Raw genomic sequence first — 19,362 nt, 5'->3', positions numbered from 1 at the left:
GATTTTCAGGTACAACGTTCAAAGTTCCTCCGCCATTGCGAACAGGCATCGCATAAGCGCGTCGGTGTCTTCGGCGCGCCCCACGGAGATACGGAGATATTCAGGTAAACCAGGGAGGTTCAGGTATCTGACAAAAATACCTTGCCTCTCTAAACGCTTTTTTATTTTAAAAGCATCACCCCGGACTACCTTGCAGAGGACGAAATTTGCATTTGAGGGGTACGGTTGCAGAAAATTTAACTTGCGCAATTGGCGGAACAAGCGACCACGCTCATTCTTTATCCAGCCAATTACGGTCTCATAGTAGCGTGGATCATCCAGAACAGCCTCTATGGCTAACTGCTGCGCAGCGTCAAGCTTGTAAACTGCACGCAACTTCCAAACGTGCTTGAGAATCTCTTGTGAAAAGAGACCGTAAGCAACACGCATTCCAGCCAACCCAGCCCAATGACTAAAGCTTCGGGCTACTACTAGGTTCTCAAATTCCGTAACCAGGTTGGCAACACTATTTCCTGCAAATTCGTAGAAACTTTCATCTACGAGTACGACCACTCCAGTTTTAAGGAGTTTTACCACCTCGAGTGGAGATATTAAGTTGCCGGTGGGATTATTCGGCGAGCCGATCACTACTAACTTGGTGCGCTCGCTTACTGCCGCCAATACGTGTTCAACTTGCACTTCAAAAGTGCTAGAATTGCGCGGCACCTCCACTACCTGTGCTCCCGCCAAATTAGCATAGAAGCGGTAAAATTGCACAGTTGGAGGACAAATTATGACCTCATCACCCGGTTTTAGCAAAACCCGCATCACGAGGTCTGCCAGTTCGCTCACGCCATTTGTCAGCAGTATTCGCTCTCGACGTATACCGGTATAAGCTTCCAACCTGCTGCGCAACCCGGTCATCAATGTGTCCGGGTAACGATGATAAGCGTCGAAACTGGCTAATAATTCCTGTACCCGTACCGAACAACCAAATGGGTTTTCGTTAGCATCCAGCTTAATGATTTCTTCAGGCTCAAAACCCAATCGTCTACTGGCGACCTCTAACGAATCCCCCGGCAGATGGCTCTCCATCTCCACTATATCTGGGCGGACTAATGCCTCTATATCCACCTCATATGGTTCAGAAGGCAATATGTGAGCCACTCCTCTGCATCACGCCGTCCGTGTTCTTATCTCTTTCTCTCTGTTAAAGTCTGTTCTTGTTTTCTGACTTAACAAATTACTACTATGATTTAGCAAAAAACCTGCTCAGCTTTTTGTCCGAACATTGTTTTAATATTTTGCCTGTGCCATTATACACATTATTTAATATGTCAACAAGGGGCATAGCGAAAAGCTTAGTTTTCCGATTAGGTTTTGTTGCTTTCTAAAACCTGAGTTGATTTCTGCTAAAACTGGTTGCACCATTCCCTGTTAAAGTCTAGAACAATAGAACTATAAAAAGAGGTCGAATACTGCTAAAATTGAAACGCGATAATTCGACTGGAGTTTGATCAGGAGTAGATAGATGAGTAATCTCAAAGAAATTGCAGAGAGAAATTTGCTGCAAAAACAGCAGTTACCGGATTTTTTTGGTTCCGATATGGTTCGCCCTAGTTATGACGGCTTGGGGCTGACTAATATTCCCGCGCTTGCCTTGAAATTACTTGGGGCAGAGGGCGCAACCGTTCCGGCTTATAACCCGACAATGTATAACTCCAATGAGATAAGCGGCGCTTTTGAACAATTGACGAAACAAAGCCCGATTAATCATATTGTAGTTTTGTTAATAGATGCGCTTGGGTATGACCAACTTGAAAACCAGATCAAAGCGGGCAAAGTGCCGAGCTTCGAGCAAGTGACCCAAAACCCACATAATTTCTATGCGCCCATCACTTCGGTTTATCCCAGTACCACCACCACCGCCCTGACTTCGGTAGCAACTGCACGCGCACCTCAAGATCATGGCATTATGGGGACTTATAACTTCTTTCCAGATTTGGGTGTAAGTGTGAACTTGATTCGCTTCGCTGCTGCTTTCGATTCTTCTCTTTCCATTTCTACCCAACATCTGAATCAGGAAACGCTTGTGCCTGTACCGAATATTTTTACCATGCTAGAGCGTAAAGGCATCAAAACTTCGCAGATAAATTATTACGCTTTTGAGAATTCTGGCATCAGCCGTTTCACCTCTTCAGGGTCGAAGGCAAAATATAACGGGTATTATACGCCTGCCGATGCAATGGCAACTATACGCCAATCAATCGAACAATTACCTGTCGGGGGTAAGCAGAAAAGTTATACCTATGCCTATATCTCCACTATTGACACTACTGCACACGCTTACGGTCCACTTCAGCCTAACTATGAGGCGGAACTGGCAGCGATTGACTTTTCGCTAAAGCGTGAAATACTCTCGCGTTTGCAGCGCGAGGATGTACTTTTGATCATAACTGCCGATCATGGGCAAATTCATGGTCCCGACGACCGTATTGTGTGGCTGAATGATCACGCCGCGCTTACCAGCGCACTGATTACGCCTGTTACCGGAGAAAGTCGCGCTACCTATTTACATCTACGTAACGGAACAGGGGTACTGGAACGAACGCGCGCCTACATTGAAGCCAAATTCAAGGGGCAAGTAGTAGCATTGACCCGCAACGAGGCATTGGCTGCCGGGCTATTTGGTGAACCTGAGAAAGAACCCTCTCAGCAATGCCTCGACCGGGTAGGTGACCTTGTATTATGCCCGTTGGATAATTGGCAAGTCAGGCAAAGACTCAAGGGCGTTGACCGTCTGAGCTTCCTTGTAGGGGTACATGGCGGACTTACACGCGCGGAGATGCTTGTGCCATTTCTGGCTATGCGCTTAAACCAGTAAAAAGTTAGGCAAAGAAAAAGCGGGTTTTGCAACCCGCCTTTTTTTATTTGCTGTGTTTTCCGTTTCTGCTACGCGCTTTAGGGTCAGGGTTGAGGTAATAAGTCATACTTTGAAGCGCTGCAACCGGGTCTAGCGAACGAATACGCACATCCGCCGGAACCTGAACCGTGATGGGTGCATAATTGAGAATGGCTTTTACTCCAGCTTTTATCAGCAGATCGACTACCTCCTGAGCGCTATGAGCAGGCACAGCCACAATTGCCACGTTCAGCCCTAGTTCGGGAATAATTTCGGGGATTTTAGAAAAGTGGTTTACAGTCATTCCCATCTCTTCACCGCCCAGTTTGCGGGTATCAGAGTCGAAAAGAGCTTTTATCTCAAAGCCTTTATCTTTAAATCCGGTGTAATGAACAATTGCTTTGCCTAGTAAACCAACACCGACCAACGCCACTCCCCAAGAGTGCCCAAGATGTAAAATATCGCGAACTTGGTTTAATAAAAACTGGACATTATAGCCTTTGCCCTGCTTGCCAAATTCACCAAAATAGCTCAGGTCACGTCGGATTTGAGCAGCCGTTACGCCAATTCTAGCGCCAAGCTCACTACTACTTACAGTAGTTACGCCTTCACCTGTTAAATAGGTCAAAGTTTGAGCATAAATCGGCAGTCTTCTGATAACAATATCCGGTATCTCCGGGTCATTTATGGACATGGAGCTAGCATCCTTTCACGTCAACCTGCACCTTCGCCGGATAAGCCGGTCTGTGCTATCTATCCACACATAGGTTGCTATTTAGAGGCAACGTGTATAGCAACTGCGCCTAAGCCATACAGCTTGAATCGCACATCACGTAGTCCCGCTTTTTCCATTATCTGTTTAAGCTGTTCCGGCGGAGGGAAGTTCTTAGCTGATTCGGGGAGATAAGTATAAGCTTCCCTGTGCCCACTAATAAGACCACCGATAATGGGTACTATACGGTTAAAATACAATTGGTGTCCCCACCGCACCAACGCAAACTTTGGCTTGGCTACTTCGAGGCAAACTACGCGACCACCCGGTTTAACCACCCGGCACATTTCGGAAAACGCCCGTTCAATGTCCGACACATTGCGCATAGCAAAACCGGTTGTAATTGCGTCAAAAGTGTTATTAAGGTAAGGCAGATCAAGAGCGTCGGCTGCCATGAACTGTATCACCTTGCCTACACCTTTTTTGTCAGCCTTTCCAGGACCCGGACGCATCATCTCAAGGCTGAAGTCACTAGCTATAATCTTGCCAGTCTGCCCAACTGCCTCTGCAAGCGCAAGCGCGATGTCGCCCGTTCCGGTTGCAACATCTAGCGCAATGCCACCGGGCGTAAGCCGTGACTCTTGCACTACCACCTTACGCCAGCCCTGATCTAGCCCGAAAGTCATTAAACGATTCATCAAATCATATTTCGGAGCAATTTGCCCAAACATACGATTTACATAAGTTGACTTAGCTTCGGATTTAAATCCCGGAAGGCGCTCGGTTGGAATTACATGTTCAACCGAATCTTTTGTTTCCCTGTTCATGAACCTACTTCTTACTCTCCATAAATTTGAATGATCATCGATAATTATATCACAATTTCACAATGTGAGGCAAACCACATCGATTCTTATCCAACTACTGGGCTAAATTCGGCGCTTTTTAGCTGCATAGAGAAGGGATATGAAGATTGTGAATATATTGACATAGTAAATAGGGATAGCTATACTAGATTGTTAGCCGAATTAATATGGTTTATATATAAAACTTTACCCTTACTTTTACGTAAAAGTATTAGTATGTGTAATAATTAAAAGTGTTTGATCAAACGAGGAGTCCTTTTTTTATGGCGGTTAAACCCTTAACAATCAGTGACAATTCTTTTTCACAGGATGTTATCGCCAGCAGCAGTGACAAACCTGTTTTGGTAGATTTCTGGGCTGAATGGTGTGGTCCCTGTAAAATGATAGCGCCAACGCTTGAACAAATTGCCAATGAAAATTCCGATAGACTCAGAATAGTAAAGTTAAATGTGGACGAAAACCCGCAAACTGCACGAAATTTGGGTATAATGGGTATTCCAACCTTGATACTCTTCAAGGATGGCAAAGCCGTCAAACAAATTGTAGGTAACCGACCAAAAGATCAGATTTTAGCCCAAATCGAACAATTTATTAAAAACTAGGGCAAAGTGGTAGCAATCACAACGCTCTTATAATCAGATTATTTAGCAAATTAGAGGAGTTATTAAAAAATGGCTAAACCAGCAGTAGTTTCCGACAATACCTTCCAGCAGGAAGTTATCAACGCCAGCAACGAGCAACCGGTGTTGGTAGATTTCTGGGCAACTTGGTGTGGTCCGTGCAAAATGCTTTCACCGACCCTTGAACAGATTGCAGATGAGAAAATCGGTAAACTTAAAGTCGTTAAGATGGATGTGGACGACAATCCGGAAGTTGCCAGCAAATTCGGTATCCTGAGCATTCCTACTATGATTTTGTTCAAGAACGGCAAGCCTGCCGCTCAACTGGTAGGTAATCAGCCCAAGGCACGCATTCTTTCCCAGATTGACCCGCTACTCTCTTAAAGCAGAACCGTAGTAATTAAAAGACCCTCCCGACATTGGGAGGGTCTTTTAGCTTATTTATACCCGTTTGGATGTGTACTGTGCCATTCCCAAGCAGTACGAATTATTTCTTCAAGTCTGTATTTAGCTTTCCAGTTCAACTCAATTTCTGCTTTCGAGGTATCCGCCCAAATACCAACCGGATCGCCTAATCGCCGGGGAACCACTTCCGCTACAAAATCTACGCCACTGATACGCTTTGCCAAATCAACTACATCCTGTACTGTGCTGCCCTCTCCAGTACCAAGATTATACGCAGTAGTCTGATTGGTTGCACGCAGGTGTTCGAGCGCTGCCACATGTGCATCGGCGAGATCAACCACATGGATATAATCCCGGATACATGTGCCATCACGGGTAGGGTAATCATTGCCGAAAATCAACACTTTGGGAGTTACACCCAACGCCGCTTTCAACACCACCGGCACCAGATTTAATGACATCGTCCAGTCTTCCCCGATTTTAGAATCAAAAGATGCTCCGGCAGCATTAAAATAGCGAAGGCTAATAGAACGTAGTCCAAAAGAATGGTCGTACCACTTCAAAATCTGTTCCACCATATATTTGGACAAGGCGTAAGGGCTTTCAGGGTTAAAAGGGTTATTAGTTTCGCTGGCGGGCAAGTTTTGAGGTGTACCATACACCGAGCAACTTGAAGAAAAAATAAAATAGTTTATGTTATTGCGTACCATTGCATCTAACAAGCTCAAAGTTCCGGTCACATTGTTATTGAAATATTTGGAGGGGTTTGCAACCGATTCACCCACATTTTTGTAAGCAGCGAAGTGCATTACTCCATCGGGTTTTTCTGTCTGGAAAAGGCTATCCAATAAAGCTGAATCGGCAATGTTTCCACGTACCAGTTTTGCCTGACCCAGTAAGGCTTTTTCGTAGCCGTATTCCATATTATCTAACACAACCACTTCGTAACCACGATTGACCAATTCGCGCACGGTATGCGCCCCGATATAGCCTGCACCACCGGTCACAAGTACTTTCATACGTATATTAGCTCCTTCTTATTTTTAACATTGAACTTCTTAGCGATATTACGGCACTTTAAACCTTAACGCAACTGTGCATATGTGGAGAACGGTGGAAAAGTAGTGGATAAAATTGGTGGATAAAGGGATTAACTTTTTTGATGAATTATTATAAAATAAACATCGTAAAATTGTTCTAAAAACTCTTACAGGAATCAAAAACTACATAAATGTTAAAACTGGACGAATCACTAAAGCAAGACAAATCAGAATTACCCGCCTTCGAAGAATTGCTTCCTACTGTTAGCAAAAGTTCAAGTAATCCTGAAATTACTTTCCGTAGTGAAAATGAGTATCTAGAGATACTGAAGCAATATACGGAAGAAACTTCCGCGCGTAAAGCTGCCCAGTTAGTAGCGCTCGAAGAAACGAAGAAAAAAGCGCCTGTAAAAACTGTGCCTACACCCACCGAACCTAAACCACGAGTAGCCTATAACAAAGTTGACCATAGCAATATAGCCGAGAACTTCGGCACTACTACCTACCCGGTCATTCAGTCCGATGGGATGCCACCGATCAAATTCGAGCTGATTTCGGACAATTTGCGGTTAGAACAAGTAATAGACCTACTTCTCCATGAGCAATTGTTGGGAATTGACACTGAAACTAGCGGTTTGGATCCTTTTACCTCCAAATTGCTACTGGTACAGGTTGCCTCTCCACAAATATGCTACATTATCGACGCTACCAAAGTACGTCTGACACCCTTAAAACGTTTGCTAGAGAACCCGCGCATCCTGAAGATTTTACAAAACGCCAAGTTCGATTATGAAATGCTGAAAGAGCGCGCCGATATCGTGCTGGAAAATATCTATGACACAATGTTGGCAGAACGCTTGCTAACCGCCGGTGTCAGCAAAGAAAATAATTTGGCAGCGCTGGTAAAACGCTATACCGGGGAGATTATGGATAAGGAGGTGCGAAAAACCTTCTATGGGGCTAATTCCGTCGGGCATGTTTCGCAAGATCAGCTAGCTTATGCTGCCCGTGACGCACTGTGCCTTTTCCCAATATATGCCCAACAACTCGCCAAACTTAAAGAGGAAAAGATGTTCAAGGTCGCTGATCTTGAATTCCGTTGTGTAGCCGCAGTAGGCGATCTCGAACTGGCAGGTTGTAAGTTGGATACCAATAAATGGCGCGCCATCCTCGCAGAAGTAGAAAAGAAACGTGATCTAGCGCGGGACGAGTTAATGTCAATGCTACCCGGAGGCGCTACCAAACAAGGCTCAATGTTCGGAAACGATGAATATTTGATCAACCTGAACAGCAGTCAGCAAATTATGACCGAGTTCGGTAAGCTAGGTATCGTGCTGGAAGATACCTCTGAAGCCACGTTGAATAAATATAATCACCCTGCAGTTAAAAAGCTCTTGGAATATCGCAGCCACGAAAAAACGCTTGGATCCTTCGGCGAGGGCTTATTGGCGCAAGTCAGAACCGAAACCGGACGCATTCATCCTGATTTTATCCAGTATGGCGCAGATACAGGGCGTTTTAGCTGCTCGAACCCCAATGTGCAGCAAATTCCCGCCACTTCCGATTTCCGCTCCTGCTTCATCGCACAAGAAGGCTACAAGCTGATTACCTGCGACTATTCTCAAGCAGAGTTGCGTATTCTGGCAGAACTGAGCAGTGACCCCGCCTTCCTTGAAGCTTTCCGCACAGGCGGAGATTTGCATAAGTTAGCAGCCAGTCAAATGTTCCAGGTTCGCGTAGAAGATGTATCAAAAGAACAGCGCAATGCCGCTAAAGCAATTAACTTTGGGCTGGCTTATGGGATGGGTCCGCAAGGGTTAGCAGTACGCATTGATAAAACAGTGGATGAAGCACGCGAATTGATTAGCGCCTATTTTAAAGCCTTCAGTGGTGTACAAAAATGGCTGGATAAAGCCGGGCGCGACTCGGTGAAAAAGGGATATAGCCCTACCCCTCTGGGGCGCAAACGTTATTATAATCTGCCATCTTCAGATGACCCGGATTACCGAAAGCGTTCTTCTGAAATCGAGCGGCAGGGTAAGAACGCCCCTATTCAGGGCTGTAATGCCGATATGACTAAGATGGCGCTGGTATTTTTGCGCGAACGTCTGGTAGCCTATGATGCCAAAGTAGTTAACACTGTACACGACGAAATTGTAGTGGAAGTGCGCGAAGATCAGGCAGAAGAAGTTTGTAAACTGGTAGAACATGAAATGATACGCGCCGGTCATGAAATTCTTAAAGAAGTTCCAATCGTCGCCGATGCAAAAATAGGCGACTACTGGAGTAAATAAGGTTTCACCCGTCCTTCCTCCCGACAAGAGTAGGGCATTTCCAGTCAAGAGCAACGGGTATCGAGTGGATTTTGAAATCATTCGTTACTCGTTTCTCAATCTGGAAACTTGACTCGATCGAGTTGTGGGGGTATATTCTGAATATGAAAATCAAATTGCGGGCACAACTTGTAACTTGTTTTATTCTCCTGCTATCCTTAGCTACTCTTACTGCTTGTGGATATTCTACCCCTATCGGTGGAACACTTCAAACACCTTATATTGTTATTGTCACGCCCACCCTATCCTATGAACGCCTTACTGTAAATGCGCAGTCAACCTTTCAAGCCTTACCTACAGCGACTCCTTTGCCAACAGCTACACCGGCACAAACCCCTCGCCCAACTACTACTATTAAAGGTACGCCTTCCTCTACGCCAACCCTATCGGTAAGCGGTGATGTTTATGTGGTGCAGGCAGGAGACACCTTAACCGGAATTGCAGTACGCCTTAAAGTTGATATTGATGATCTAATATCGCTCAATAATTTGAATGACCCTAACTCACTTTTAGTCGGGCAAAAACTGAAAATCCCGCCCCGTGTCACGCCAACACCTACTCGATAATAATAGTTGTTAAGCTCTGGCTAAATTATTTTAAATCTACGTCACCCATAACTATACGCTGCGAGACTGCCGTACCGTTATGTGCTAGTTGATTATTTCAACCGAGCGTTAGTGAACCCTTTCAAGGGAACTTTTACTGGTCGCACTTTCCGGGCTTGCTACTACCGTTTTATTTCCAATTTACTGTACTATTACAAACCTTGAGTATGGTGTCAGGCTAAAGCGGGGGTTCTACAGCTAGTTCACAGCGAATCTAAAATATTTATGAGACCACTTACTAGGTTCAAAGTAACGGGGTTTCAAATTTCTCTAGCGGCTTCCGATATTTCGAGGAAGCGGTGGATCTTTCCAGTAAAATACTACGGCGTTTGGAACCTGACGTTCCACCAAACCGCTTCCGTCACTGGGACGACTTACCAACTTACCATCCAATGCCATTGTACTGCTACCACCACCATCCAATTCCATAGCAGTAGTCGCGCCAAACTCAAGAAACAGGTCGGCAAATTCCTTCTGAGTCATACCAATACTGAAGCCGGGCTGATAGCCATCAGATTGTGCCACCACTAGCAGGGTTTTCTTATCGTTATAACCAATACCCGTGCGAGGCATGCGAGTGGTTAGATAGTGGCTCATTTTCCATTCAAGGTCAAACTCTTCACAGCGCGCACCTTGATATTGCTTTTGAGTTACTTGGCTGCAATCTGTCAGATTGCACAGACAGTCCTGAACAAAGTCGCCATCTTTTAAGAAGATAGGACCGCCACTCACCGCTTGTTGGAAAAGTCCCAGATTATAATTTGTATTAATCATTATGTAAAGTGGCTCATATTTTACAGCATTTTGTTTGAGCCAACGCCAAGAATCTGTCCCCTGACGTGCCAAGAGCACATTGTAACCTTCGGTGATTTTCCAATCCTTGCCGGTATCGTCAATATCTATAACCATATTGTTTGGTGAAACCATCACCTTTAAATCGCCGCTGCGCCCTGATACTGTCCGCGCCATTTCATTGTAGATACATAGCAAATCTTCGCCTCGCCCACCACTACACGAGGTATTAAGCAGCTGAAGGCTATGTTTTTCGCCTTTAGCAGTAGAAACTGTGGAGGGCCATGTCCAATCCTGGGTAAAATAGCCAATAAAGGGCTGCCGATCTTTTGTCCAGCCAAAAGTAGCCCGATATTTCGGAGCCATCGCTACTTTGCCATCTGAAATCACCAAACCTTGAGGCAACCCCTGACCGCTGAACAAATCACCGTTTACCGCCGCTAAACCATTAAATTCCTTTAGCAGTTTACTGGTTGGCGCAACTCCGCTGAGGTAACCGTTCTTCATAACCACACGCAAGTCAAATTCGGGCGCAGTCAAATCGAATAGCATTATATTTATTTTCAGTGGTCCCGGTGAGGTAAGTTCGCGTCTGATATAAACTACACCGGGTCTTATTTGGCTTACTACATCTTTGGGTTTATAATAAAAACGGTTAGAAAAAGGCAATGGGGTAACAGTAGGCAATGGAGTTGGACTAGGCGTTGGCTTTGGAGTAGCGGTAGCAGTAGGCGTAGCAGTAAGTACTTCAATAGTTGACTCAAGCGTTGAAGTTGCAGTTGGTAAGGATGTATTAATAATAACGGTTTCGATTTTATTGCTAGGCTGTGATAAAATTATCGAAACCACTATTCCTAAAACAACCACCGATAACACAAAAGCAAACCAAACTTTAAGCTTTACTAAAGCCTTGAAAAGCTTCACCTATTGATTTTTCCTTCTATTTATACAACGGGAATTATGCTATAATTTGACCACAACAGTGTGGTAGATTGAGAAAGAAGGAAGATGGGCCCAGCAGGATTCGAACCTGCGACCTGTCGATTATGAGTCGATTGCGCTAACCGCTGCGCTATGGGCCCCTACATCTCAAAAAGTATACGGATTATAGCCGATTTGAAGACAGTTTTCAACTTATGCTGGAAGTACAAATAGCTACGGCTAAAGTGAATAAATATGCCAGCCGCGAGAGCGGAGATACCCTTGAAATTGTTGAAAAACCGGGAATGGCGGGCGGTTTTACCGCTATTCTGGTAGACGGGCAGGGCAGCGGTCGCGCGGCTAAAGCTATAAGCAACCTTGTGGCGGGAAAATGTCTTTCCTTAATCAAGGATGGGGCACGAGATGGCGTTGCGGCGCGAGCCGCCAGCGATTACCTATATTCGTTACGATATGGGCAAGTCTCAGCCACCTTAAATATACTATCAGCCGATTTCGCCACCAATACAATGGTTATAACCTGTAACAACCCCATACCAGCCTATGTAGTCCGCCCGTCCGAAAAAACCGCGTCAGAATTAGTAACATTGAAACTAGAAGTCACCCCTATTGGAATTTATCCACGTACTCGCCCCCATATATATGAGTACCCGCTCGAACCCGGTTGGTGGGCTTTCGCTTTCACCGATGGGATTACTGGGGCAGGATCGCGTTATAATAAATCAATTGACCTACCAACCGTAATTACCAACCTAATCTCTCAGGAAGATGCAAATGCTCAAAGCTGCGCTGATGCCTTACTTGAATTGGCAATAAGTTATGACCAGCGAAGACCTGCGGATGATATGAGTGTAGTGGTGATGGCGGTCAAGAATGGGTCTGGTGAAGATGGCGACTCAATTCCCCGACGCATTTCCATGAATATTCCTTATTTGCCTGTTATCGGGAGCTAAGAGTTGAAATCATTAATATATCCTCACAAAAGCTATCCTTTTGTTTTCGCCATCACTATTTTAGTGCTTTACAATGTCCTGATTCTATTTACAGCGCCGCCCGCACTGGCGCAAGTAAAAACTCCGGTGGTAGAATTTACCGATACATCCGCCCAAGCACGTTACAAAGTGGGTGTTAAATTCAACCTTAAAGCACAGGTATCCAACGCTTTATCTGACAAACTTGAGTTAAAGGTAAGGTTTGGGCGACAAGGAACCGAGCGCACTTATTCGGTTGATATACAAACCGGAACGCAGGTTAATGCAGATTATACTGTCCTGCATAATAGTACCAATATGCCCACCGGTATACCCCTATTATATAGCTGGGATTTAACCCTCGATAATGGGGCGCACGCCATTTCTAACCAAAACATTGTTGTTTACCAAGATACTAAAACTTGGAACCAACTTGAAGGGAAAAACGTCACTATTCGCTGGTATTCGGGTGATAACAGCTATGGGAACCTAATGTATAATGTTGCCACCGATTCACTGGCTACTAATGAAAAGCGTTTCAATATGATTATCTCAGATCATATCTACATTTCGATTTACGCCAGCGATAGTGATTTCTTTGAAGCGGTGGATGGGCGAATACCAGCATGGGCAGGTGGGGTTGCATATCCTGAAACGGGGGAGGTGCTGCTAATTGCAGCACTGGATAGCAACGCCAGCCAATATATCGGCTATGGCATACCTCATGAAATGGCTCATATGGCGCTTTATCAGTTTGTACGCAAAAGCGTACCACACTGGTTCGATGAGGGCTTTGCGGTATTCAACCAGAATACCCAAAATCCGAATTATCTAAAAATAGTTAAAGATGCAGTACAGAACAATACCCTTTTAGGATTCGATTCAATAACACACGGATTTCCGGTTGATTCAAAACTGGCAGAACTGGCTTATGCGCAAAGTGTAAGCTTCATTACCTTTTTAATAAATAAGTTGGGAGATGCTGCATTCATCAACCTGCTAGATCAGTTGCGTACTAAAGCCTTCAACGATGCTTTCAAAGCAACCTATGGAGTATCCTTTTCCGAGATTGAGCAACAGTGGCATAACAATATTATCGGTAAACCCATAACATTACCTACTCCTCTACTTAGCGGCAAGGTCAGTGCTTTTCTTTCCAGTGATAAAATAAACAGTGTTACGGTTAGCGGGCTGCGCTGGGAAATGTTTTTTGGCGGTGGGGTATTGACGCTGGTGATTCTATTTTTCTTGATCTTTTATACAACAAGACACGCCCGCCGCAAAGCCGACCGACAAAGAGCATTGGAATCTGCAAAAGATAACAATTTTTTCGATATAACATTGCCACCTTTTCAATCTAAGTATTATAGACAAATTCGATCAGTAAAATCGCCACCACCACCCGAATACTATTCTGATGATTATCTTACTCACTAATAACAAAAGAGCAGCTTAGCATTTCTGCCAAGCTGCTCGAAGTATTTAACCTATCCTCTGTTTATGCCTTTGCCATCAGAATTTTCTCGCGCTTGATAGCCCATTCTGCGGCAGCCTGATACGCTCGGTGGGAATCCTCTTCGGTCAAGGCACGTACTTGGCAGGCAAATTCAAGCCGAAGCCCATTCGGGTCATAGAAGTAGATGGACTTAAAAGCACTATGGTCAGTTATGCCTACAACCGAGTGCCCGCATTTTTCCAATTCAGCCTTCGCCGTATATAAATCTTCGAGGCTGTCCACTACAAAAGCGAGATGCACGAATAGTTTGTCTATTGCCCCACGCGGCTCAGGGTTTGGCAAGCTGGGAACCTCAAAAAAAGCAATTACACTGCCATCCGGCAATTCAAAAAAAGCATGAAAATAGGGGAACGGGTCGCCGGTGCTCGGCAACCGCTCTTCCTCAAAATGCTCGACCAGTTTAAACTTGAGTACCTCGGTATAGAACTTGATAGTTTCGGGCATATTCCAAGTCATATAAGCGGCATGATGAATCATACGAGGAGTTTTCATACTAACTTGCTCCTTTCTAACGGCTTAAAGATTGCCTCTAAGCGCTTGATCACGTTCAATAGCTTCGAATAATGCCTTGAAATTACCCTTACCGAAACTACGGGCATGATGTCGCTGGATAATTTCAATAAAGAAGGTGGGGCGATCTTGCAAAGGTCGGGTAAAAATCTGAAGCAAATAGCCTGAATCATCCCGATCAACCAACAAGCCAAGTCGCTTGACCTCTTCTAGAGGCTCTTTGATGTTCCCTACCCTTTCTTCGAGTTCAGCATAATAAGACTCAGGCACAGTAATGAATTCCACGCCTCGTTTGCGCAACTCACTCACGGTATTGAGTATATTTCCGGTTATAAGCGCCAGATGTTGCACGCCCGGACCATGATAATAATCAAGGTATTCCTCGATTTGAGATTTTTTGAGTCCTCGCGCCGGTTCATTAATTGGCAATTTAATCAAGCCACTGTTGTTGGTCATTACCTTGCTCATCAAAGCGCTATATTCGGTGGAGATGTCTTTATCATCATAGTGAACCAATTGGTGAAATCCTAGCACCTCACTATAAAACTCAACGGTTTTATCCATTTGGTTCCAATCAACATTAGCCACAATATGATCAAGTGCGGCAAGTCCGGTACCATGGGTGGGTTTAAGACTTTCGGGAGCATGTGGTAAGCTGTGAAAACCGGGCATGAAAGCGCCGATATAATCGGTACGGGTAAGGAAAGTATGGGTGGTATCGCCGTAAACTTCAATTGAGACTTTACGTACAGAACCGAATTCATCCTCAAGAGTAACAGGCGCGGCAGTAGCCTTTGCCCCATGTTTGGTAACTATGTGGTAGGCATAATCAACATCCGGTACTCTGAAACAGATATCTTTCACGCCATCGCCATGCAAACGCACATGCTCGGCTATCGGGCTATCAGGTGCAAGCGCAGAGGTCAAAACAAAAGTGATATTACCTTGACGCAACACATAACTGGTACAGTCACGTACCCCTGTTTCCAACCCACAAAACGCAACAGGAGTAAAACCAAAAGCGGTTTGATAGTAGTAAGCGGCTTGTTTAGCGTTGCCAACGTAGAATTCAACGTAATCTATGCTTTGTATCGGAAAAAATTCGTCGTTTCTAGCAGACAAGGCGCTGCTATTATCGGTTCTTAATAACTTTCCCATAATTGAAAGCTCCTTTGCAATCAATAACTGTTACTACCAAATAGTGGTAACATTTTGTATCTTCATTTGTAGCATTGTTAAATATTTCTGTCAATACTTTTCTAAAAATCAATTGACTAAGAGGGGGCTTTGGGATATATTGAACATTAGAAAGGTACTAAGATTGTACAAATGCTATTGTGGATGAATCTGTTGGGCGCTACTGTCGCTTGACCTAGATTGGATTTCTTCCTCATTGTCTTTAACTCCTGAATTTAAAGTTGGTTCCCAACGCTACGATGTGGTTTTCTTTGATATAGGTTCTACACTGGTGGGCGTGACCCCCTCATTCACAAAAGTCTACCACCAAGTTTTTCAACGAGCCGGGTATGATTTACCTATCGGCGAAGTAGAAGAAGCGGTTTCATATAGCTGGGATATTGTCGCCAAACAAGACCCACATGCTGAGTTTGAGCGTAGCCTTGAAGGTAATAGGCTATGGCAAAGGGCTGTAGAGCAGCGGGTAATGGATAAACTCAATATACACCCAGATATTCACGAAGAACTGTTCTGGCAAATTATTGAAGCCTTCGAGAATCCCGAAACATATATGCTCTACCCGGATGTAATGGAAACATTACAACGTCTAGAAGAAACAGGCTACCGGATGGGAATTATCAGCAATTGGAGTTGGCACTTGCCGGAATTGCTGGAACATTTAGGTATTGCCCGATACTTCAAGTATATAGGCGCTTCTGCGCGAGTGGGTTACGCCAAACCTCGCCGAGAATTCTTTGAAATAGCATTGCATAATTTGGATGTCACCCCTGACAAAGCGATACATATTGGAGACAGCTATACGGCGGATATTCTAGGCGCGTGGTCAGTAGGTATGGCGGCGCTTTGGTTGGAACGGCAAGGACAGGCGCTTCGCTTTGCGCCACCCGGTGACCCGAACAATCAAGCGAACAAAATCAAAATTGAAAACCTAGATAGTATGTGGAAGTATCTGGAACACGGAGTTTCCGTGGTAGCCCCCGGTTTTGGAAATAAGCAAGCGGACGCGGAGTAAAAGAATGAGTGTGGACAGAAACAAAAAACAGGGCTACCGCGATAATCACCCTGCGCGTGTGTATGTGGCGCTGGATATCGAAAGTACCGGGGGTGGCGAAGCTGATCAGGGCGAAATAATCGAGGTTGCGGCTATACGCTTCCGTTTGGAGGAAGGTAGTGTAGCACGGGTTTTGGAACGCTGGCAAACGCTGGTACGCCCGCGCAACCCCATCCCTTACAAAATCTCCCACTTGACGGGCATACGTCAAACGGATGTAGAGCACGCCCCTACCTTTAGTGAAATCCGAGACAAATTACAACAATTTCTGGGCAATTTCCCATTAGTTGGGCATTCCATCGAGAGTGATTTCGCTTTTCTGTCACGCCAAGAATTTCGAGTCTCGAATATTCCCTTAGATACCTACGAATTGGCTACCCTGATTCTGCCACAAATGGGCAATTACAGCTTGGTAGCAGTTGCCAATGCGCTGGAAATTCAGGCTAACGGTGAAGCGCATCGCGCCCTTGCCGATACTTACATGGCAATGAATGTTTTTGCAGCGTTGCTAGGTAAGTTGGAAGAACTCCCCCGTAAAGTAATAAATGAGGTAAATCGGATTGCCTCAAATTTGCAAGAGTGGCCCCTACGCCGTCTTTTTGAGGAAGCTTCAGAAATTCTGGCGCGGCAAGAACGCAATAGTGGCGGGTTAGGCAGCCTCGGCGCTTTGCTCAAGCAACAACTTTCTGAAAAGCAAGGTAGCGATAATGATTTAATCTTTCTGGTTTCAGAGGACAAGCCGCAACCGCTCCAGCCACGTCCAGATTTTAAATTTCCCTATTCGGAATTAAACGAGCGAGTTGCCAGCGCCAGTTTGCCGATACGCGCTATACTCGATTCAAACCAGCACATGCTCCTTGAGATGCCCGGAAATGACCATACCCGCGCCATGGGCTTATTAGCGCCGGCAATAGAAGTAGCCGTCCAGAGCGGTCAAAGCGTGGTTATCGCTGCCAATAGCGAAACCCAACGAGATCGTATGCTCAACAAAGCGATTCCGGAATTGCAAAAACTTCTGGCAACGCAGGAAACACCGGATGACAATTTCATTGCTACTAAAGAAAAGCGGCGACGGCGGAGTGAAGAAAAACCAACTTTTATTGCCAACACCGTCAAACATCAAAACTCCTATATATGCTTGCGCCGTTGGGAAAACTTCCGCAATATGGAAGGGCTGACCTCAGATGAGTTAAAGTTGCTAATCAAAGTGCTTTTGTGGTTGCCTAATACGACAAACGGCGACGGCGCGGAATTGCGCATAATGCAACAGGAAAGGTTGTGGTCGCGCATAAACACCCAGAAGGGGCTTTGCCTTGCCTCACACTGTCAGTATAATCAGCGCCACCAGTGCTTTTATTTCAAGGCGCGCGACCGGGCAGAAGCCTCGCACATCATCGTAACCGATCAAGCGTTGGTGCTTGCCGATGCAGCAGGGCAAGCAGGAACGTTGCCTCATTTTGATTACACCCTCATTGACGACGCGCATCACCTTGAAGATGAGGCAGGTCGCCAATTCGGTTCAGCCATCACCCCCAATACGCTATTCGATTTCCTAGATTGGATATACCGTCCTGTAACCTGGAAAACCGAAGGAGGAAGTAGCGGTTTCCTATCCACTTTCTTCCGTTACTTTGGTGATGATACCAGTACAGAAATCAAAGAACCCATAAATAGCAAACTTTCCGCTGCAATTTCCCATATCGAGATTTGCCGTAGCTCTACCGACAATTTGCTTCGAGACCTAACCGAGTTGGTTAACCAAATTAATCAGGATTCGGGGCAAGGGGATGGGCGTATCCGCTTAGATGGCAAATTCTACAGCAGCCCAGAATGGGGCAGCATTGCCGGAACGTGGGAAGTGTTCAAACAGGATTGGGAAGAGCTATATTATCATTTGCGCGATTTGCGCGACGAAGCGCATAATTTCAAAGGGGCGCTGCTCAATACCGAAGAAATGATGCTAGATTTGAATTATTACATCAATCAGGCAAACTATCTTCTCAACCGTCTTTCTCCCGCCTTTGACGGTTCTGACAATGCTCAGGTTCATTGGATGGCTTTGCATCCGCGTACCCAACTGGTCGGGATTTTTAGCGCACCGTTACAGGTCGATTCGGGTTTGCGGCATATGCTCTTCAACCATAAAAAAAGTGTGGTGCTGGCTTCCCCAACCATGACCACCGATGGGGATTTCAAGTTCTTGAGAAATCGATTAGGCTTGCATGAAGCAAAAGAACTGAGATTACATCCTGAGCGTGATTATGCGGCTACCACCCTGCTCTATCTACCCAACGATATGCCTGAGCCTTCACAACCGGGTTACCAGAAATCAATCGACCAGCATATCATCGACATGGTAAAAGGGTGTGAGGGGCGCATGCTGGCATTGTTCACTTCCAATAGCTCGTTGCGAATGACCTATAAAGCTGTACAACGCCCGCTGGAACAGCAGAATATTCTGGTGCTGGGTATGGGACTAGACGGTACTCGCCGCAGCGTGCTTAATCGTTTCAAAAACACGCCCCATGCCCTTCTGCTCAGCACATTGGGACATTGGGATAACCCAGAGCTTTTTAACGATGAAGAAAACAGCGCATTATCTTTCTCGGTACTCGCCATTACAAAGTTACCTTTCGACCCGCCCAGTGACCCTGTATTTGCTGCCCGTATCGAAAGCAGGCAATATAATGACCCATTTCTGCAATACAGTTTGCCGCGTACCATTCTGAGGTTCAAACAAGCCTACGAACGACTACTAGAGGCAATGCCGGGACGTGGGGTAGTAGTGGTTTTAGATAGTCGCTTGACTCGTCGCGCATATGGTCCGACTTTCCTAAACTCGCTTCCGGCGCTGCGTACCAAACATGATACACTGACGCATTTGGTGCCAGAATTGAGAAATTGGCTGGAATTATCCTAAGAAA

General features: G+C 45.3%; 16 protein-coding genes and 1 tRNA gene. 9 read left to right on the top strand and 8 right to left on the bottom strand.

The genetic code is table 11. From position 1 onward, the window contains the following. Window positions 1-18 precede the first annotated feature (18 nt). The gene (gene hisC, locus OZ401_RS17900; protein WP_341469884.1) at window positions 19-1,134 is read right to left on the bottom strand and encodes a histidinol-phosphate transaminase; all 1,116 of its coding nucleotides are present in this window, start codon (window positions 1,132-1,134) and stop codon (window positions 19-21) included. A 376-nt stretch (window positions 1,135-1,510) separates the two neighbouring features. On the opposite strand from hisC, the gene OZ401_RS17895 reads away from it, so the two are divergent. Continuing rightward, on the top strand, window positions 1,511-2,863 hold the full coding sequence (locus OZ401_RS17895; RefSeq protein WP_341471819.1) for an alkaline phosphatase family protein: 1,353 nt from the start codon (window positions 1,511-1,513) through the stop codon (window positions 2,861-2,863). Between the two features lie 43 nt (window positions 2,864-2,906). On the opposite strand, the gene OZ401_RS17890 is transcribed toward OZ401_RS17895, so the two are convergent. Together OZ401_RS17890 and ubiE are read right to left on the bottom strand one after the other, a co-directional pair. After that, on the bottom strand, window positions 2,907-3,575 hold the full coding sequence (locus OZ401_RS17890) for a redox-sensing transcriptional repressor Rex (RefSeq protein WP_341471818.1): 669 nt from the start codon (window positions 3,573-3,575) through the stop codon (window positions 2,907-2,909). Window positions 3,576-3,652: 77 nt separating this feature from the next. Beyond that, the gene (gene ubiE / locus OZ401_RS17885; RefSeq protein ID WP_341471817.1) at window positions 3,653-4,420 is read right to left on the bottom strand and encodes a bifunctional demethylmenaquinone methyltransferase/2-methoxy-6-polyprenyl-1,4-benzoquinol methylase UbiE; all 768 of its coding nucleotides are present in this window, start codon (window positions 4,418-4,420) and stop codon (window positions 3,653-3,655) included. 302 nt (window positions 4,421-4,722) lie between these two features. Here ubiE and trxA (OZ401_RS17880) point away from each other — a divergent pair, with 302 nt between their 5' ends. Together trxA (OZ401_RS17880) and trxA (OZ401_RS17875) are read left to right on the top strand one after the other, a co-directional pair. Further along, on the top strand, window positions 4,723-5,061 hold the full coding sequence (trxA, locus tag OZ401_RS17880) for a thioredoxin (RefSeq protein ID WP_341471816.1): 339 nt from the start codon (window positions 4,723-4,725) through the stop codon (window positions 5,059-5,061). A gap of 69 nt (window positions 5,062-5,130) precedes the next feature. Then, window positions 5,131-5,463 carry a thioredoxin gene (gene trxA / locus OZ401_RS17875; RefSeq protein ID WP_341471814.1) on the top strand — a complete coding sequence of 111 codons (333 nt, stop codon included), beginning with the start codon at window positions 5,131-5,133 and terminating at the stop codon, window positions 5,461-5,463. A gap of 53 nt (window positions 5,464-5,516) precedes the next feature. Here trxA (OZ401_RS17875) and galE read toward each other — a convergent pair whose 3' ends face one another. Further along, window positions 5,517-6,503: a UDP-glucose 4-epimerase GalE gene (galE, locus tag OZ401_RS17870; protein WP_341471813.1), complete on the bottom strand. Its 987-nt coding sequence runs from the start codon at window positions 6,501-6,503 to the stop codon at window positions 5,517-5,519. Window positions 6,504-6,715: 212 nt separating this feature from the next. On the opposite strand from galE, the gene OZ401_RS17865 reads away from it, so the two are divergent. Beyond that, a complete protein-coding gene (locus OZ401_RS17865; RefSeq protein WP_341471812.1) occupies window positions 6,716-8,818 on the top strand; it encodes a DNA polymerase in 2,103 nt (700 codons plus the stop codon). Between the two features lie 71 nt (window positions 8,819-8,889). Further along, entirely contained in the window at window positions 8,890-9,423 is a 534-nt protein-coding gene (locus tag OZ401_RS17860) for a LysM peptidoglycan-binding domain-containing protein (protein WP_341471811.1), read from the top strand. Window positions 9,424-9,732: 309 nt separating this feature from the next. Here the strand turns inward: OZ401_RS17860 and OZ401_RS17855 are convergent, their stop codons facing one another. Both OZ401_RS17855 and OZ401_RS17850 read right to left on the bottom strand, forming a co-directional pair. Beyond that, window positions 9,733-11,178 carry a phosphodiester glycosidase family protein gene (locus tag OZ401_RS17855; protein ID WP_341471810.1) on the bottom strand — a complete coding sequence of 482 codons (1,446 nt, stop codon included), beginning with the start codon at window positions 11,176-11,178 and terminating at the stop codon, window positions 9,733-9,735. A gap of 85 nt (window positions 11,179-11,263) precedes the next feature. Continuing rightward, window positions 11,264-11,336, bottom strand: a tRNA-Ile gene (locus tag OZ401_RS17850). Window positions 11,337-11,390: 54 nt separating this feature from the next. On the opposite strand from OZ401_RS17850, the gene OZ401_RS17845 reads away from it, so the two are divergent. Then, entirely contained in the window at window positions 11,391-12,146 is a 756-nt protein-coding gene (locus OZ401_RS17845; RefSeq protein ID WP_341471809.1) for a SpoIIE family protein phosphatase, read from the top strand. 3 nt (window positions 12,147-12,149) lie between these two features. After that, on the top strand, window positions 12,150-13,601 hold the full coding sequence (locus OZ401_RS17840) for a peptidase MA family metallohydrolase (protein ID WP_341471807.1): 1,452 nt from the start codon (window positions 12,150-12,152) through the stop codon (window positions 13,599-13,601). A gap of 61 nt (window positions 13,602-13,662) precedes the next feature. On the opposite strand, the gene OZ401_RS17835 is transcribed toward OZ401_RS17840, so the two are convergent. Both OZ401_RS17835 and hppD read right to left on the bottom strand, forming a co-directional pair. Then, window positions 13,663-14,172 (bottom strand): VOC family protein, encoded by a 510-nt coding sequence (locus OZ401_RS17835; RefSeq protein ID WP_341471806.1) that lies wholly within the window; start codon window positions 14,170-14,172, stop codon window positions 13,663-13,665. Between the two features lie 24 nt (window positions 14,173-14,196). After that, complete coding sequence (gene hppD, locus OZ401_RS17830; protein ID WP_341471805.1) at window positions 14,197-15,348, bottom strand: 4-hydroxyphenylpyruvate dioxygenase; 1,152 nt, start codon at window positions 15,346-15,348, stop codon at window positions 14,197-14,199. Between the two features lie 235 nt (window positions 15,349-15,583). On the opposite strand from hppD, the gene OZ401_RS17825 reads away from it, so the two are divergent. Together OZ401_RS17825 and OZ401_RS17820 are read left to right on the top strand one after the other, a co-directional pair. Further along, a complete protein-coding gene (locus OZ401_RS17825) occupies window positions 15,584-16,399 on the top strand; it encodes an HAD family hydrolase (RefSeq protein WP_341471804.1) in 816 nt (271 codons plus the stop codon). 4 nt (window positions 16,400-16,403) lie between these two features. After that, the gene (locus tag OZ401_RS17820; RefSeq protein WP_341471803.1) at window positions 16,404-19,358 is read left to right on the top strand and encodes an exonuclease domain-containing protein; all 2,955 of its coding nucleotides are present in this window, start codon (window positions 16,404-16,406) and stop codon (window positions 19,356-19,358) included. The last annotated feature ends 4 nt before the right edge of the window (window positions 19,359-19,362 follow it).

This window comes from Candidatus Chlorohelix allophototropha (assembly GCF_030389965.1).
GTDB lineage: Bacteria > Chloroflexota > Chloroflexia > Chloroheliales > Chloroheliaceae > Chlorohelix > Chlorohelix allophototropha.
Note: the sequence above shows the minus strand (reverse complement) of the source record. Positions and strands in the feature narration are given on the sequence as shown.

What these genes read in the sequence shown, in the direction of transcription:
- OZ401_RS17895 (WP_341471819.1), top strand. Translation starts at nt 1,511, where the DNA reads ATGAGTAATCTCAAAGAAATTGCAGAGAGAAATTTGCTGCAAAAACAG.
- OZ401_RS17890 (WP_341471818.1), bottom strand. Translation starts at nt 3,575, where the DNA reads ATGTCCATAAATGACCCGGAGATACCGGATATTGTTATCAGAAGACTG.
- ubiE (WP_341471817.1), bottom strand. Translation starts at nt 4,420, where the DNA reads ATGAACAGGGAAACAAAAGATTCGGTTGAACATGTAATTCCAACCGAG.
- trxA (WP_341471816.1), top strand. Translation starts at nt 4,723, where the DNA reads ATGGCGGTTAAACCCTTAACAATCAGTGACAATTCTTTTTCACAGGAT.
- trxA (WP_341471814.1), top strand. Translation starts at nt 5,131, where the DNA reads ATGGCTAAACCAGCAGTAGTTTCCGACAATACCTTCCAGCAGGAAGTT.
- galE (WP_341471813.1), bottom strand. Translation starts at nt 6,503, where the DNA reads ATGAAAGTACTTGTGACCGGTGGTGCAGGCTATATCGGGGCGCATACC.
- OZ401_RS17865 (WP_341471812.1), top strand. Translation starts at nt 6,716, where the DNA reads ATGTTAAAACTGGACGAATCACTAAAGCAAGACAAATCAGAATTACCC.
- OZ401_RS17845 (WP_341471809.1), top strand. Translation starts at nt 11,391, where the DNA reads ATGCTGGAAGTACAAATAGCTACGGCTAAAGTGAATAAATATGCCAGC.
- OZ401_RS17835 (WP_341471806.1), bottom strand. Translation starts at nt 14,172, where the DNA reads ATGAAAACTCCTCGTATGATTCATCATGCCGCTTATATGACTTGGAAT.
- hppD (WP_341471805.1), bottom strand. Translation starts at nt 15,348, where the DNA reads ATGGGAAAGTTATTAAGAACCGATAATAGCAGCGCCTTGTCTGCTAGA.
- OZ401_RS17820 (WP_341471803.1), top strand. Translation starts at nt 16,404, where the DNA reads ATGAGTGTGGACAGAAACAAAAAACAGGGCTACCGCGATAATCACCCT.